The organism is Streptococcus sp. LYSM12 (genome assembly GCF_004569635.1).
Taxonomy (GTDB): Bacteria; Bacillota; Bacilli; order Lactobacillales; family Streptococcaceae; genus Streptococcus.
Genome location: NZ_SPOZ01000005.1, coordinates 67656 through 84408 on the forward strand (window position 1 = coordinate 67656; position 16753 = coordinate 84408).

The 16753-nt window shown below is 42.1% G+C and carries 15 protein-coding genes and 1 pseudogene; 2 read left to right on the forward strand and 14 right to left on the reverse strand.

Annotated elements, in window-relative coordinates; genetic code table 11:
- Positions 1 to 35 precede the first annotated feature (35 nt).
- Positions 36 to 1316 (forward strand): hydroxymethylglutaryl-CoA reductase, degradative, encoded by a 1281-nt coding sequence (locus E4T79_RS02585; RefSeq protein WP_135027320.1) that lies wholly within the window; start codon positions 36 to 38, stop codon positions 1314 to 1316.
- A gap of 1633 nt (positions 1317 to 2949) precedes the next feature.
- Complete coding sequence (locus tag E4T79_RS02590; RefSeq protein WP_135027322.1) at positions 2950 to 3222, forward strand: YiaA/YiaB family inner membrane protein; 273 nt, start codon at positions 2950 to 2952, stop codon at positions 3220 to 3222.
- Between the two features lie 413 nt (positions 3223 to 3635).
- Here the strand turns inward: E4T79_RS02590 and E4T79_RS02595 are convergent, their stop codons facing one another.
- The 14 genes and pseudogenes from E4T79_RS02595 to E4T79_RS02660 all read right to left on the reverse strand — a co-directional run bounded on the left by E4T79_RS02595 (position 3636) and on the right by E4T79_RS02660 (position 16691).
- Positions 3636 to 3911: an HU family DNA-binding protein gene (locus E4T79_RS02595; RefSeq protein ID WP_135027324.1), complete on the reverse strand. Its 276-nt coding sequence runs from the start codon at positions 3909 to 3911 to the stop codon at positions 3636 to 3638.
- 93 nt (positions 3912 to 4004) lie between these two features.
- Positions 4005 to 4604 (reverse strand): DUF2140 family protein, encoded by a 600-nt coding sequence (locus E4T79_RS02600; protein ID WP_135027326.1) that lies wholly within the window; start codon positions 4602 to 4604, stop codon positions 4005 to 4007.
- Complete coding sequence (locus E4T79_RS02605) at positions 4573 to 5415, reverse strand: SGNH/GDSL hydrolase family protein (protein ID WP_135027328.1); 843 nt, start codon at positions 5413 to 5415, stop codon at positions 4573 to 4575. The genes E4T79_RS02600 and E4T79_RS02605 overlap by 32 nt, the downstream gene beginning before the upstream one ends.
- Entirely contained in the window at positions 5408 to 6241 is an 834-nt protein-coding gene (locus E4T79_RS02610; protein WP_135027330.1) for a DegV family protein, read from the reverse strand. The genes E4T79_RS02605 and E4T79_RS02610 overlap by 8 nt, the downstream gene beginning before the upstream one ends.
- 103 nt (positions 6242 to 6344) lie before the next feature.
- Positions 6345 to 7075, reverse strand: a pseudogene (locus E4T79_RS02615) (metallophosphoesterase).
- Positions 7076 to 7083: 8 nt separating this feature from the next.
- On the reverse strand, positions 7084 to 8745 hold the full coding sequence (recN, locus tag E4T79_RS02620) for a DNA repair protein RecN (protein ID WP_135027332.1): 1662 nt from the start codon (positions 8743 to 8745) through the stop codon (positions 7084 to 7086).
- Positions 8746 to 8751: 6 nt separating this feature from the next.
- Positions 8752 to 9183, reverse strand: coding sequence for an arginine repressor (locus E4T79_RS02625; RefSeq protein ID WP_135027334.1), 432 nt, complete (start codon positions 9181 to 9183; stop codon positions 8752 to 8754).
- Positions 9176 to 9991: a TlyA family RNA methyltransferase gene (locus E4T79_RS02630; RefSeq protein ID WP_135027336.1), complete on the reverse strand. Its 816-nt coding sequence runs from the start codon at positions 9989 to 9991 to the stop codon at positions 9176 to 9178. Before E4T79_RS02630 ends, E4T79_RS02625 begins: the two co-directional genes overlap by 8 nt.
- Complete coding sequence (locus E4T79_RS02635; RefSeq protein ID WP_135027338.1) at positions 9984 to 10859, reverse strand: polyprenyl synthetase family protein; 876 nt, start codon at positions 10857 to 10859, stop codon at positions 9984 to 9986. Before E4T79_RS02635 ends, E4T79_RS02630 begins: the two co-directional genes overlap by 8 nt.
- Positions 10856 to 11068, reverse strand: coding sequence for an exodeoxyribonuclease VII small subunit (locus E4T79_RS02640; protein WP_135027340.1), 213 nt, complete (start codon positions 11066 to 11068; stop codon positions 10856 to 10858). The genes E4T79_RS02635 and E4T79_RS02640 overlap by 4 nt, the downstream gene beginning before the upstream one ends.
- Complete coding sequence (xseA, locus tag E4T79_RS02645; RefSeq protein ID WP_135027342.1) at positions 11046 to 12386, reverse strand: exodeoxyribonuclease VII large subunit; 1341 nt, start codon at positions 12384 to 12386, stop codon at positions 11046 to 11048. Before xseA ends, E4T79_RS02640 begins: the two co-directional genes overlap by 23 nt.
- 1421 nt (positions 12387 to 13807) lie before the next feature.
- Positions 13808 to 14671, reverse strand: coding sequence for a bifunctional methylenetetrahydrofolate dehydrogenase/methenyltetrahydrofolate cyclohydrolase (locus E4T79_RS02650; protein WP_135027343.1), 864 nt, complete (start codon positions 14669 to 14671; stop codon positions 13808 to 13810).
- 603 nt (positions 14672 to 15274) lie between these two features.
- On the reverse strand, positions 15275 to 16009 hold the full coding sequence (locus E4T79_RS02655; protein ID WP_135027344.1) for an amino acid ABC transporter ATP-binding protein: 735 nt from the start codon (positions 16007 to 16009) through the stop codon (positions 15275 to 15277).
- Positions 16002 to 16691 (reverse strand): amino acid ABC transporter permease, encoded by a 690-nt coding sequence (locus tag E4T79_RS02660; protein ID WP_135027346.1) that lies wholly within the window; start codon positions 16689 to 16691, stop codon positions 16002 to 16004. The genes E4T79_RS02655 and E4T79_RS02660 overlap by 8 nt, the downstream gene beginning before the upstream one ends.
- Positions 16692 to 16753: the final 62 nt, after the last annotated feature.

Here is a 16753-nt window from a genome sequence, read left to right on the forward strand (position 1 = left end):
GCTGCCAAGAGGATGTTTTTTTACAAGGAGTTGACATGTCTCTTTTTTCAGGATTTTATAAAAAAACAAGAGAAGAACGAATTGCCATTACTGCTGAAAGCCGCCAGCTTTCCTCCCAGAGCAAAGACATTCTCTTCGCCGATCAAAATATCTCAGAAGCCATTGCTGGAAAAATGGCTGAAAACCACCTTGGGACTTTCGCCCTGCCTTTTTCGTTAGTCCCACAACTGGTGGTTGACGGTATTGAATACAGCATTCCAATGGTGACAGAAGAACCATCTGTTGTAGCTGCCTGCTCTTTCGGTGCCAAAATGATTGCCAAAGCAGGCGGATTTACTAGTCAGATTTCAGAGCGTCTTATGATTGGGCAAGTAGCTCTCTATGATATTCCAGATATGGCAAGAGCTAAAGCAGCTATTCTCCTCCAACACGACAGCATTCTTGCTCAGGCTAATCGTGCCCACCCATCAATTATCAAAAGAGGAGGAGGTGCTCGTCAGCTGACTGTCGAACAAAAAGAAGACTTCCTTATTGCCTACCTCCATGTCGATGTTCAAGAAGCAATGGGAGCAAATATCCTCAACAATATGCTAGAAGCCATTAAGGAGAAACTAGCTGATTTGACGCAGGGGAAGGCTCTTATGGCTATCCTCTCCAACTACGCAACAGAATCTCTGGTGACCGTTAACTGTCGTATTCCAATCAAACAACTCCATGTTGACCCCCACCTTGCGCTAGAAACCGCACAAAATCTCGTTAGAGCCAGCCAGCTTGCTCAAGTAGATCCTTACCGAGCAGCTACCCACAACAAAGGGATTTTTAACGGAATTGATGCCCTTGTACTAGCTACTGGGAATGATTGGCGAGCCATGGAAGCAGGGGCACATGCCTATGCTAGTCAAGACGGACGCTATCGCGGTCTGTCCACTTGGGACATGGTTACGAATGACCTGGTCGGACAACTGACAATTCCACTACCAATTGCAACGGTTGGAGGCTCCATTGGGCTCAATCCAAAGGTCCAAGTAGCCTTTGATATCCTCGGACATCCGAAAGCGAGGACACTTGCAGCGATTATTGCCTCTGTCGGTCTCTGCCAAAACTTTGCAGCTCTCCGTGCTCTTGTAACCACAGGTATCCAGCAAGGACATATGAAACTTCATGCTAAATCCCTTGCTATTCTGGCAGGAGCTCTTGAGGAAGAAGTCGATCAAGTTGCGCTACTCCTACGTCAAGCCCCCCACACCAATTTGGAAACTGCCCAGTCTATCCTAGCAAAGATTCGAAAAGAAAAAAAGGATAGAGATGTGACCTAACCCACTCATCACTTCTAGGACACTGTTTCCTTTTTCTACGATTTCTCGTTATAACTTGCTCTCCATACGTAATGGATACTCCCTCGGGTCTAACTGCTTGATAAAAGGCAAACCCACTTTTCTCAACAAGTTAAGAAGCGGACGCGTAAGGCTCTCACCCTCTAGTCGTTTGCTGAACATCTAAATCATCAATGAACCCTATCTTCACTTTCTATAAAAGCTTCTCTTTCACTCATTCACAGAATAAATGACCCAAGGCCCCCTCCCTCTAGCTACTAGACAAGTATCATCTTTCGGGGATTATGATGAGTTCTTCCAATTCCTGAGTAGAAACTTTTTGTTTGGTTACTTTAACCAAACGAACTTGTCCCTCGTGGTGAACAGTCCATATTTCTTAGAAAGATTGGAATAACTGAGTTCGGCACTATTTCCTCGTCATTTCTTCTTTCACTATAGTATATCCTTATCTTTATCCCGAGGTTGGGCAAAAAGTCCCAGCTTTCTCACTTTATGAACCGAATGATGTTGACGCAGTGGTTACTTGCCGTTGAAGGTGGGAAATGAACTGCTGCTCCTTTTTGTTTTAAGGGAACTGGCTAAAAAGTTCCACTGGGGCTTTTTATCGTCTTTTAGTTTACTTTTAGTACTAGGCAACGAGCCGTAGGCTGTACTGGAGTACGGCAAAGCGAGTGAACGAAGTAATAAAAGATAAACGAAACGACTATACTCATATTTTTTCGTGTTTCTCACTTCACATCTGACCTCTACGACTGCTGCGAACTCGTTAGCTCCATGTCCAACCTCCAACAGTCACTACTCTGATTGTTGGAGCTGTGCGGGGATGGGAGTGAGATGGTCTGGGAATAGACCGTTTCAGCCCGAAGCTAGAATGCAAGAATTAAGGTAAAAAACCAACTCTTTCTCATGTGTTTTGAGTTCTTTTCCACTCCCCTCTCATAAAAAAACAGTATACTATCATCAATCCTACATATTTTCATCATCTCCTTAAAACACTAGCAATCTTGCTAGTGTTTTTGGTTTCCCCTCATTTATAGTCATTTAGTGTATCTTTTATAGCCGTTTCGTTTATTGTTAGTACTAGGCAACGAGCTGTAGGCTGTACTGGAGTACGGCAAAGCGAGTGACCGAAGTAATAAAAATATAAACTAAAAGACTCTAATAGATACTCTACACCAATCAAACGAACTCAGAAAATCCTTGCTGTAGGAGTTCCCTAAGGCACCAGATACAAGAGAGCGCTAAAAAGCGACTGTTCCCTTAGGACCTGCCTATTTCATCTCGCACGGTTCCAGCAAGAATTAAAGACTGACAATGCGTTGATGAACAAAAGGAAATCTATCGTTTAACAGCTTAGGCATAGGCTGCTAGTACCACTTTGAGGATAGCTAGGCAATCAATGAGATTTACACCTAAAGGTAGGCACAGTTGTGACCTATTAAAAACTGGAATATCTTTATCTCTTTCTGGTAGTGTGTGGTCGCTCGAATTCCAATTTGTTAGCTTTTTGATATTCATTAGAGTATAAATCAGCTGTCACACTTTTATACTAGCATCTCCTTGTTTTCCATAAAGAATCATGCTACAATGATAAAAAAATTAAAGGAGAATTCCTATGAATAAAGTAAAAAAGAAAATCTATCGTAATACCCCTGCCTTTACTCTTATGGCCTGGGCTTCATTTGCTTTCTTCGTTGCCTTAATCTTAATCGGTTTGTACACCTTAAAAGAGCCACTCATGGTAAAAGGCTACTACCTTATGGGAGCTGTCGGCTTAATTTCCTCTTCCTTTACTGTCTCAAAAGTTGTCCGTGACAATCAAGAAGACGAAGATAACTACAGCCTATTGTTACAAAAAGCAACGGAAGAGGATACTACAAGTAAATAATACTCGTCAAAAATCAGTTTCATCCGCCATTACGGAATGTTTAAAAAGGAAGTCCTTTTCTTGTCTATAAGCTTGGGAGTGGGATCAATCGTGATGTTGAAGTCTCGATTATCCTCACTCCTTTGTTTCTAGCCTCAAGCCAACATATCAGAAACAAAGGTAGCTGCAAATAAACATTCATTCCCATTCAATAGACTAGCATTGGCTGCACGTTGATTTCAGCGAATATTTTTATCTTCATTCCTTTTTCTCCTTGAACCAAAAAAATCTATCCTATCAAGATAAAACATTGATAGGATAGACTTTTTGTCATTTCATTGTAAACGCCTAAACCTTTCTCGGCAACACCTATGAAAGTTCTAGTCGTCCTAATGGAGATACAACTACGAAATCAACGATTTCTGTCTTACTCCTTATTTAACAGCGTCTTTAAGAGCTTTACCAGCTTTGAATGCTGGAACTTTAGATGCTGCAATTGTGATTTCTTTACCAGTTTGTGGGTTGCGACCTTTGCGTGCTGCACGCTCACGAACTTCAAAGTTACCAAAACCGATCAATTGAACTTTTTCACCTGCTGCAAGGTAATCAGAAACTGCTACAAATACTGCATCAACTGCTGCTGCTGAATCCTTCTTAGTCAATGAAGTTGCTTCTGCAACTTTTGCAATCAAATCTTGTTTATTAGCCATTTTGCTAAATCCTCCAATTAATTTTCTGAGTTACTACTCACTCTAATATAGTACCGAAATTTATTCATTTGGTCAAGTTTTTAGTACGATTTACTAGCTTTTTCTGTAAATATCAAAAATTAGCTGGTTGTTATACAAATCAATTGTATTGGCCTTGACGTATATTTTTTGCGCATTCTCAATGTCAGTGAGCCGGATTGTCACAGCAGCCTTTGAAGCATCAATTTTCACGAATTCTGGTAGTTGCGACTGCTTCTTGACATAGGATAAAATCTCCTCCTTTGGTAAGGATAAGGTGCCTGCCGAAATTTCTGATACCGTCAGTAAAATACTTCCATCGTTTAATTTGTTGGGTTGAAAATAAATATAAAGGGGAATATCCAGCCCCCAAATCTTGTAGGTCCCCTCAAATAAGAGAAATTGAGTAGTCGCCGTTACCTGATAAGAAAAAGTATCGGTTTGATAGTCTTTTAAATAATCCGCTAACATCGTATTTAACTGCTCTTTACTAGTCGTAAAGGTTCCTAATTTTTCATCGTTTGATGAATTCTTTGAAACAGAAGATGAAGTCGTAGCCTCGCGAGCAGAGGAAATCCGCTCCACTATGACAAAGCTAAACGCCAGTAAGGCAGCAACTAAAGCTAAAAAAGCCCATTTCCATTTATTGATTTTTCCAATATCCCTTTGTTTCATGAATAGCCTCCATAACTGCCTTGTTCATGATTTCATAGCCTGTATTATTGGGGTGAAAGCTATCTTCTTCAGCCAGTAAATTATTGACTACTCTACTTGATATGCTATTCGACTGATTGAACCCCTTTTCCCCGTCTAAGCCCTTGTAGAGCAAATCATTAATCGGGACAAAGTAGACACCATCAATCCTTTCGACTGTCGTAGCTGTCACCTGATTCCACTTATCTACAATTATCTGCATCTCCGTCAATTCAGGAAAATTGAGATAGAAAGGATTGTAAATTCCAATAACATAGATTGGCAAATAGGGATTGTTAACCCGTGCCTTATCAATAATCTTCCGAAGTCGTTTGCTATATTTTTGAGCAGGATCATCAAAGACAGAAATATCAAGTCCAGTAATATTGTCTAGAATAGTCTGGCGTAAATCATTGCCTCCGACTGTCAAGGTTAACATATCCGCCTTTACAAGACTCTCGGCAATTTCTGGCTCATCCATTCGATCTAAAATCTGCTGGCTGGTATTGCCAGCAACCCCATAATTATCATATGTAACTTGATAATCGTATTGATTACCGAGGCCTTGAGCAAGAAGTGGCACAAAACCACCTTGGGCAGTCTTATCTCCCACCCCCTGGGTCAAGGAATCCCCTAAAGCTACATAGTAAAATTCTCTTGCCTCCCCTATCCCATTCTTACTCTGTTCAAGACGGGGTGCTGCTGTAGGAATCAACAGTTGAAAGAAAAAGTGAAATCCCAGCAAGCTGAGAAAAAAGAATAATAAATGATGTAAAAATGTTCGACTATTCATAGCGTACTAAAACTGCCCAGGCATCTTCTCCTGTATGAGTTTGAATAATGGATCCTGTTTCCAGAACAGAAATTTCTTCTGCTACAAACGGCTGTAAGACTTCTTTCATCTCCTGAGCAAAATCAGGTGCCCCTGCATAGGAAATGCCAATTTCTGCTACCTTTTTATTTTCCAAAGTTACTGCAAACTCACTCAACCATTTTTTGAAAGTTTTGCTTCCCCGTCCTTTGGTAATGGGATGTAATTGGTGATTTAGCATCTCCATAATCACACGAATATTGAGGAGTGAACTCAATAAACCCGTCACTCGACCAATTCGACCACCCTTGACCAAATTTTCCAAGGTTGAAATTCCAATATATAGTTCTGTCTTTTGCTGAACTTCTGCCACAGCCGCAAGAATGTCTTCTTTGCTTGCTCCAGCTCGAGCAAGACGTGCTGCGGTGACAACCTGGAATTTGGCTGCTTGATCAGTAAACGCAGAGTCAATCACCGTCACGTCCACTCCTGATAAGGTAGCTCCTTGTCGTGCTGCTTCAACGGTTCCTGATAAAGCGTGTGACAGAAGAATGGCAATAATTTGGCTACCATCTGCAGCTAAGTTAGCAAAGGTTTCCGCGAATAATCCCACCGGAGGTTGACTTGTTTTTGGAAGATTTTTACTTTCCCGCATCAACTTCAGAAACTGTCCCTCTTCAAGGTCGCTATCAGAATAGACGATACCGTCAACCATAACCGATAAGGGAACTACCGTAATCCCCAACTCCTCAATGAGTGATGGTTCAATCGTTGTACTTGAATCTGTAACAATTTTTATCGTACTCATATCTCTCCCTATTCTTTCGTATCGCTTCTTTTCATTATATCAAAATTTTCTTATTTGGGCTATTGGAAGCAGGAGCTAAAAAATGCTCCGAGCTGGAACATTTTTAATCATTACTAGCCATAAAACCGCCATTTGAAACAACATGATGCTCTGCAATTTCGCCATTTTTAAAGAGAATACCATGTAACACTCCGCCGTAAACAGCGCCACCATCCATGCCAATTTTACCGTCAGGTGTTTGCCATAGCTTCGAGCTTTCCATAGGCTCACCCGTCAGATAGGTAGTCGGTGTATGCCCAAAGACAATGCCTTTCCCTGTCTGATTTTCCGTTTCATGAAACGGTGTACGTAGCCAGACCTTTTGATAATCTGTCGTATCTTGCCAATTATCCAAGGTCAAATCAAGCCCTGCATGGACAAAAATCAATTCTTTTGTCTCCACATGAAAAGGCATTTGGCGAATAAAAGCAACCAAATCGCCTGCTTCTTCCATAATCCGCTTGGCATCTTCAACCCTATCTACGGGAGCATCCAAGGGACGCCCTAAAATTGAATTGATTGTTGTATCACCGCCATTTCGCCTGTAATGTTCATAACGGTCGCTCGGATTATCTAGCCAAGCCAAAAACATATATTCATGATTGCCCGATATGCAAATAGCTTTTTTTGCTCTACCAAACCCTTGACGCGTTCCAAAACAGCTCGCCCATTTTCTCCACGATCAATCAAATCACCTAAAAAGATGAGCTGATCCTCTCCATTCCAATACTGGAGAATTGATTCAAGCATTCCAGCTTTTCCATGAACATCTCCTATGACGAAATAATTTGATATCATCTTCCTCATTCTTTTTTTAATAGTTCCTTAGCCTGAGTCAGGGCAGCTTCTGTCACATTTTCCCCAGCTAGCATTTTAGCAACTTCCTCAATTCGCTCCTCAGTTGTCAAGAGACGAGTACGAGAAAGGGTGGAATGGTCATCACTAATTTTCTCAATAAAAAACTGGTAATCTGCGATAGCAATGACTTGTGGCAGGTGAGAAATCGCTAAAACCTGACCTTGCGAGCCAATCTTATAAATCTTTTGAGCAATAGCCTGAGCAACACGACCAGACACTCCTGTATCTACTTCATCAAAGACAATACTAGTCTTTCCCTCCTTACGGGAAAAAGCAGATTTAATAGCCAACATTAAACGAGAGAGCTCCCCTCCACTTGCCACCTTGACAAGGGGCTTGAAATCTTCTCCAGGATTGGTTGAAATATAAAATTCCACCTGTTCGTTACCCTCACGACTGAACTTAGCCTTACTGAAACGCACCTGAAAATTGGCTTTCTCCATGTAGAGATCTTTTAACTCTTGCTTAATTTCTTGTTCCAGACTTTCTGCCAAAAAATGACGGGCACTGGCTAATTCTCCTGCCAAGCGAATCAAGTCTTTTTCACGAGCTTTCAGCTCCGTTTCAAGGTGGTCAGACGACACATATGATCCTGTCAAAAGTTGGTATTCCTTGGTCATCTGCTCCAAGTAATCCAAGACATCATCCACAGTACCGCCGTATTTACGAGTAATACTGTAGATCAAGTCCAAACGACTTTCCACCTGCATGAGGCGGTTGCCGTCAAAATCAAGCCCATCAATCATACTCTCGAGGCGTTTGGTCACATCTTCTAGAACATAGTAAGTTTCAGAAAGACTACCGGCCAATTCCTTATAGCTCGTATCAAATTCTTCAATGGATTCCAAATCATGCATGGCAGAACGGACATTTCCCAAGCTAGAAAAATCCTCATTATCTAGCATGGCATATGCATTGGTCAAGGTATCTGCAATCTGTTTGTGATTGAGCAGCCTCTCTCGCTCCTGATGTAAATCCTCGTCCTCACCCGCTTTCAAATCGGCTGCTTCAATCTCACCCATTTGATATTCGAGCATCTCAATACGAGCCTTGTTTTCTTCTTGATTTTTCTGAATGGTCAAGACCTGTTTGCGCAACGCTTTATAGGCTTCAAAAGCAAGCTTATAATCTGCTTTTAATTGGAAAAAAGCCTCATCTCCAAACTCATCCAGCATGCTAATATGATGTTGTGGTCGCATCAATTCTTCTTGATCATGCTGACCATGAATGTCGACCAACTGTTGACCAACGGCCTTTAAGACAGACAAATTGACTAGCTGACCATTGATACGACTGATACTACGTCCATTTTGCAAAATCTCACGGCGAATGATCAGCTCGTCTGATACCTCCAATCCCTGCCCTTCCAAAATGTCCCGTAAGCTTCGATTTTGCTCAACCGAAAATAAGCCCTCAATCTCAGCTTTGGGCATCCCATGGCGAATAACATCTGTCGTCGCCCTGCTACCTAACATCATATTCATAGCATCGATAATAATGGACTTTCCAGCCCCTGTTTCCCCTGTAAGAACAGTCATTCCTTGCTCAAAATTAAGGGAAATTTCCTCAATAATGGCAAAATTTTTAATGGAAATTTCAAGTAACATGACAACCTACCAATTTTTTATCGTTTCTAATACCTCAAGTGCCTTATCTTTATCCTGTGCAACAATCAAAATCGTATCATCATCTGAAACAATGCTAAAAATAACCTCTGAAAAAGCTTCAACGATTTGATTTTTCACAAAGGCCGTACTTCCTGGCACCAGCTTCAAATTCAGCATATTGTCCAAACTTCCAAACGATAGGACATTCTTTTCAACTAATTTCAGACCAGCTACCTTGGTTTTTGGCAACTCATAAATATAGCTGTTATCCTTCAATGGTGTTTTGACAATCCCCAACTCCTTAATGTCACGCGACACAGTTGCCTGAGTGGCAGTCATACCAGATTTCCGAAGATGCTCGACAATTTCTTCCTGCGTGGCGATTTCAAAATCCGTTACAAATCTTCTAATTTTCTCTAAACGTTCTTTTTTACTCATCCCTAAATTCCTTATGCGCCTGCTCCACAATGGTTTCAATAGCAGCTGCAACTTGATTTTTAGCTGACGCTTCTTTTATTAAATGGGCTAGAAATTCCACATTCCCATGGCCACCTTGGATCGGCGAAAAATCAAGTGCTTTGACTGTAAATCCTGCTTCCACCGCAAAAGCTGTTACCTTGTCCAAAACCATGCGATGAACAGCTCTATCCTTGATAATGCCGTTCTTACCAATCTGCTCACGGCCTGCCTCAAATTGCGGTTTGATCAATGCAACCACTTCTCCCTTATCTACCAAAATCGCTGACAAGGCTGGCAAAATTAAGCTGAGTGAGATAAAGCTGACATCAATACTAGCAAACTGTGGCATGCATTCAAAATCGTCAGGTCTTGCATAACGGAAATTGAATTGTTCCATACTAACCACACGCTTATCCTGTCGAATTTTCCAAGCCAACTGGTTGGTGCCTACATCAACAGCATAGACCAAATCAGCCCCATTTTGTAGCATGACATCAGTAAATCCACCCGTTGAAGCACCAATATCGAGAGTCGTTTTCCCTGCCACAGATATACCAAATACCTGCAAAGCTTTCTCCAATTTTAGACCACCACGGCTGACGTATTGCAACTTTTCACCCTTTAATTTTAATTCGGTACTATCATCTATCTTTTCACCCGGCTTGTCATAGCGCTCGCCATTGATGACAGAAACCACTAAGCCAGCCATGACACCACGTTTTGCCTGCTCTCGCGTATCAAAGAGTCCTTGTTTGTAAGCCAGTACATCTACTCTTTCCTTAGCCATGTAATCGTAAACTTTCTACTATTTTTCGAATCCTATCTGCCCGAAAGGCTGACTGCTCCTCCAGTGCTAACAAACCTGCTGTTACCTTGTCTAGACTCATCTCTAAGTAAGCTTTTGCCCCCTCTAACCCGAGTAAGGCAGGATAGGTAGACTTATCCGCCACAAGGTCTTTATTGGGCGTTTTCCCCAATTCCTCAAAACTTGCAGTCACATCCAAAATATCATCTCGAACTTGAAAAGCCAAACCTAACCATTCACCCGTTTCTTTCAACAGATCCTTGATATTGGTTTCAGCTTCAACCATTACTCCCGCTGCTACAAATGGATAGGCCAAAAGTTTTCCGGTTTTATGGGCATGAATAGTCTGCAATTCAGAAAGATTCAAACTGCATTTTTCCGCCTCCATATCAAGGACTTGTCCGCCGACCATGCCAATGGTTCCAGCTGCTTTAGAGAGCTCCCTAATCAATTCCACTCGAATCTGGCTAGGAAGCTCTGCCCTTGCTACCAAAGCATAGGAATCGAGAAAAAGACTATCCCCAGCCAAAATAGCCATATCCTCACCAAATTTCCTATGGCTAGTCAAACGACCACGACGGTAATCGTCATTATCCATAGCAGGCAAATCATCGTGAATCAGACTCCCTGTATGAATCATCTCAAGGGCAGCTGCCACCTGCACATGGGCTTCCGTCAGGGACAAGCCAAAGCCGTCCAAAAGTTCCAAAAACAAAAGAGGACGCAGACGCTTACCTCCTGCCTGAATCGAGTAGAGGATAACCTCAACCAAACGAGATGCTACAGGCTTTTCAGCATAAAAATCCAAGATAACCCGTTCAATCCAATTCAATCGTTCTACTTGCTTCATTCCATTTCCGTTTCTGTTCCGTCTGCTTGCATGACCTTAACCAAGGTCTTTTCTGCTTGATTCAGAGTTTCTTGTAGTTCTTTTGAAAGTTTCATTCCTTTTTGAAATTCAGCAATCGCATCTTCTAATGCAATATCCCCACTTTCCAAACGTCCTACAATTTGTTCCAAATCTGCTAAGTTTTCCTCAAATTTCTTTTGTTTTGACATCTTTTACCTCAACTTCTAGGTGACCGTCGCGTAGCTGAATGGTCACACTCTCCTCTATTTGAACCTTATGAATACTGTCAATCACGCGCCTGTTTTGCTCCACAATCGCATAACCCCTTGCCACAATTCTGCTGGTATCCAACATTAAGAGATTATTAGCCAAGCGTTTAGCTTCTGCGACTTTACGATCATAAATCATGGTAGTATTGCTACGCAACAAGCGTTTTTGCTGGGCTACTGTTTCCTGATAAAAGGCAATTTTCTGGATTGGTGAGCAAGTCAACAAACGCTGTACCAAGATTTGACTGCGCTTTTGCCCCTCATGTCTATATTCGCTAATGGATTGCTTCATACGTAATTGTAAATGATCCAACTTTTGCAAATAAGCATCATACAGCCGCTCTGGCTGTCGAAAAATCACGGAATTAGCCAATTTCTCTAGGCGTTCTCGGTAATAAAGCAGACGGTTTCCTATGGCCTTGCTCAACCGATTTTCTTGCTGTTTTAGGTGAGCGAGTACATCCAATTTGGTCACAGGTGTGGCCAACTCTGCTGCAGCCGTCGGTGTTGCAGCCCGCTTGTCAGCCACAAAATCCGCTAGGGTTGTATCTGTTTCATGCCCAACACTCGAAATAATCGGAATTCGTGATTCAAAAATCGCCCGTACCACTGCTTCTTCATTGAAAGCCCATAAATCCTCAATAGAGCCACCGCCACGTCCGATAATCAGAACATCCAAATCCGCTCGCTCGTTAGCTCTCTGAATATTTTGAGCAATCTCCGTCGCTGCCCCATCTCCTTGCACCTTAGTTGGATAAAGCACCACTTCCCGCCCTGGAAAACGCCTGCTAACAGTTGTAATAATATCACGGATAACCGCACCACTAGAACTCGTCACCACACCGATTTTTTGTGCAAATTGTGGCAAGGGCTGTTTGAATTTATCTTGAAAAAGACCCTCTTCTCCTAGTTTCTTCTTCAACTGCTCAAACTGAATAGCAAGAGCACCAATCCCATCCGGCTCAGCTTTCTCAATGATAATGGAATAACTCCCACTGGGCTCATAAATCTGGATTCGTCCAACGACATTCACTTTCATGCCCTCTTCCAATTCAAATCCTAAAGATTTGTAAATTCCAGCCCAAACCGTTGCCTGAATCACCGCCTTTTCATCCTTAAGCGAAAAATATTGATGACTAGGACGCTTACGAAAATTAGATACCTGACCCGTTAAATAAACCCGTTCCAAATACGGATCCCGATCAAACTTCAACTTCAAATACTTAGTCAATGACGACACCGACAAATAATCTGGCATAAAACTCCTTTCAAACAAGATACGAGGGCGTTTAAAAAGCGAATGTACCCAAAGGGCATCCGTATCTATAAAGCAGGCACAGCCTGCAACAGCTACGGTAAAAATAGGAAATACGACGAGTGAAAAGCTCCAGTGGAGGTTTTCAATCTACTTCCTACCTAGGGATCGTTTGCTCCGCAACCGTCTATTTCCCGCCTCCAAAGGTAGGCTATACCTAAAGAGAGCCGCACCTGTAACTCACTGAAGTTCGAACATCTGCTTCCCTACTTTTGGGGACGAGCTCCCAAAGATAGGAGGAGATTTAATGTCAACTCTACCTCTATGACTCCGTAGCTGTAATCATCCCCGGCTATTTTCCATTCACCTGTCTTCTTATCTTTAACCCTCAGTACATTCAGACAAAACGATTCTATTTTTCCCTCTATTATACCAAAAAAAGCGTCAAAATACTAAGAAAGTATCTATCCCTAGGACAAACGCACTGATGTTGATAGAGCACATTTAAAAATAGATTTGGTTATTACTCAACTGATTCTATCGATAATGCCTTTACTATCTCTTTTAAGGTTTGCACTTTTTTACTCCAAATTTAAAACAGTCTGAAAATTGACTGTTCTAATCCACTACTCCACGCTTATCACACCACCGGTAACATAGCTTCACAACAGAATTAGACCTCTTACCGAGGCTGGGCAAACAGTCCCAGCTTTCTCACTTTATGAACCGAATGACGTTGACGCAGTGGCTGATTGCTTCAATGGCTATCATACCGTTGAAGATTGGACATGAACTGCTGCTCCTTTTTGTTTTAAGGGAACAGGCTAAAAAGCTCCACTGGGGCTTTTTACTCGTATTTGTTCCTGTTTCACACTCCAAATCTAACCTAATCAACTGTCCGGGAAAGAATGCGTCAGAGAGAAACCTTTTTAAACGCTCTGGTATCTTGATGTAATTGAACACGCCCTAAACTCTGTGCGAAAAAGATACATTTTCCTAGAAACTAATGTTTCTTCGGTAAATTTCCTATTTTCACTTTGAGTTCTTTACGGGCTTTGTATCTTGTATAACTGAACTTGGGCTAAAAAATCGGAAAAAGAGACGAAGCCGCTGCAAATTTTATTTGCTTACGGATACGGCTACCTTTAGGTATAAATATTCCTAGGAAGTAGGCTGAAAACCTCCACTGGAGCTTTTCACTCGTCGTATTTCCTATTTTTACCGTAGCTGTTGCAGGCTGTGCCTGCTTTATAGATACGGATGCCCTTTGGGTACATTCGCTTTTTAAACGCCCTCGTGTCTTGATGTATACAAAAAGCCAAGCAACTAGTTTGCTGCTTGGCTTTTGGAGATTATGAAAAATATTTAGGATTGATACTAGTATATCTCAGATTAGCCTTTCTGACATCAGTCTTAGGGCTGATTTATTCATTGGCTTGCAAAGCAAGGAGTCTCTTGCAGGCCTGATAAGTCTGCTCCATAAGCATGGTAATAGTCATAGGACCCACACCTCCAGGAACAGGCGTAATATGGCTGGCAAGTTCCTTGACTTCATCAAAGGCAACATCGCCAATCAGCTTACCATTTTCATCACGATTCATTCCAACATCAATGACTATTGCCCCCTCTTTGATAAATTCCTTGGTCACAAAATGTCCACGACCGATAGCTACAACTAAAATATCTGCTTCTCTAGCGAGGGAGGGAAGATTCTCTGTCCGTGAATGTGCAATGGTCACTGTCGCATTGGCATCTAATAAGAGCTGAGCCATTGGCTTGCCAACAATATTACTGCGACCAATGACAACAGCTTTTTTCCCCTCAGGACTGACTCCATATTCACGCAATAACTCTATGATACCTGCAGGAGTTGAGGGAATCATGACAGGATGACCACTCCAGAATTTCCCCATATTCATGGGGTGAAAACCGTCCACATCCTTATCTGGATCAATCGCAAGTAAAATTGCTTCCTCATTCATATGCTTTGGCAAAGGAAGCTGAACCAAAATTCCATGCCAGTTCACATCTTGATTATAGCGCTCAATCAGTGCCAAAAGCTCCTCTTGGCTCGTCGTATCAGGCAAACGCACTACTTCACTACGAAAGCCAGCCGCTAAGGCTGAACGCTCCTTATTGCGGACATAGACCTGACTTGCAGGATTATCACCGACCAATATCACCACAAGACCTGGCTCCACACCTGTCTTTTCTTTTAATGCCGCTGTTTTTTCTGCTAGCCGCCCCTGCATTTTAGCTGCCAAAGCTTTTCCATCCATCCGTATCATACTCGTCTCCTTTACGTTTTTTTCATTATACCAGAAATTTATCCCTGCTCCTAGCACTTTGGCGTTCTTCATTAAGAACAGCCGTTCTTTCTTAAGTTAGGATGGACACAAGCGATGACCTCTGCTCCTCTTTAACAGCAAAGTAGTTGTTAAAACTACCAGTCACAACTCAACACACTCCGCTCAAAGTTCCTTTTTTACTCAATCGTATGGGAGGGGGAAAGAGCTCAAAACATATAAGAAAGAGTTGGTTTTTTACCTTATTTCTTGCATTCTAGCTTCGGGCTGAAACGGTCTATTCCCAGACCGTTTCACTCCCACCCCCGCATAGCTCCAACAGTCCCTACTCTGACTGTTGGAGTTTGGAAATGAAGCAACTCGTTCGCATCAGTCGCAGAGGTCAGAGTTGGAATGTGATACACGAACAAATATGAGGAAAAAGCTCCAGTGGAGCTTTTTAGCCTATTCCCTTAAAACAAGCAGTTCATTTCCAACCTGCCATTATCCTCAATGATGAAAGCTCGTCAATATTGCAAAGATAGAAAGAAAGGAGTAAGGATAAGCATGACTTCAAAATCACGACCTCGTCCTACTCCCAATTTTTTATAATACCTTTGATAAGAAATTCTTGGTCCGCTCTTCCCGAGTTTCTTCAAAAACTTGCTGTGGCGTTCCATCTTCTACAATAACTCCGCCATCCATAAAGATGACACGATCAGCTACTTCCCGTGCAAAGCCCATTTCATGGGTCACAATAACCATGGTCATTCCTGTTTTCGCCAAATCTTGCATAACGGCTAGCACTTCTCCCACCATTTCGGGATCAAGAGCAGAAGTCGGCTCATCAAAGAGTAAGACATCAGGAGCCATAGCGAGACCACGTGCAATAGCAATCCGTTGCTGCTGGCCGCCTGACAAGCTTTGAGGATAGGCGTGAGCCTTATCTGGTAGCCCCACTTTTTCAAGTAACTGATAGGCTATTTTTTCTGCTTCAACCTTGGTTAGCCCTTTCGTCTTAATCGGCGACAAGGTGATATTATCCAAAACAGTCATATTAGGGAAAAGATTGAATTGCTGGAAGACCATACCCATTTTTTCCCGCATTTTGAAAATGTCATTTGACTTGTCTGTAATATCCACATCCTCAAAAGTCACCGTCCCCTTAGTTGGCACTTCAAGTAGGTTCATGGTACGCAAGAAAGTTGATTTCCCACTACCAGAAGGTCCAATAATCACGACCACCTGGCCTTTGTCAATCTCAAGAGTAATCCCCTTTAAAACCTCATTTTTACCGAATGACTTATGAAGATTCTTTATCGAAATAATGGTCTCACTCATGTATCTGTTCTCCTTTATTTAACTGTTTCTCCAATATCTGAATCGCCAAGGTCAAGATACTGGTCATGACCAAGTAATAAGCAGCCGCAAACAAAAGAGGTGTCAAAGTCAAGTAAGTCGTTGATGCAACGGTCGTTGCGCTGTTCCATAACTCAATTACACCGATTGTAGATAAGAGTGAGCTATCTTTTAAGATTGTCACAAGCTCATTTCCCAAGGCTGGTAAGATATTTTTTACTGCCTGAGGCATGATGACTGATTTCATGGCTTCAAAAGGGCGAATCCCCAAAGAATAAGCTGCTTCTAGTTGCCCCTTGGGAACGGCATTAATCCCTGCTCGCACTATCTCTGATACATAGGCACCACTGTTCATCGAAATGACGATAATCCCTGGCAAGAGTCGGGACAAATCCACAGATAAAATCCCCAACTCAAAGGTAGGGGCTGTGATGTTCATAACCGCAAAAGCAATCATGATTTGCACCACCATAGGGGTTCCTCGGAAAATCCAGACATAGATGTTGGCTAACCAAGCCAAGGGACGACATTTGCTACGTTGTACAAGGGCCAGTATCATTCCTAAGATACTGCCGAAACAGACAACCAAGGTTGCTATCAGTAGCGTTACAATCGCTCCGTAATTAAAATAATCCCAATATTTGGGAAGGAATGAAAAATCCATTTCTTTGCCTCTTTTCAAACTGTTTGCTTCCTATTGTATCATATTTGAATAAAAATACAACA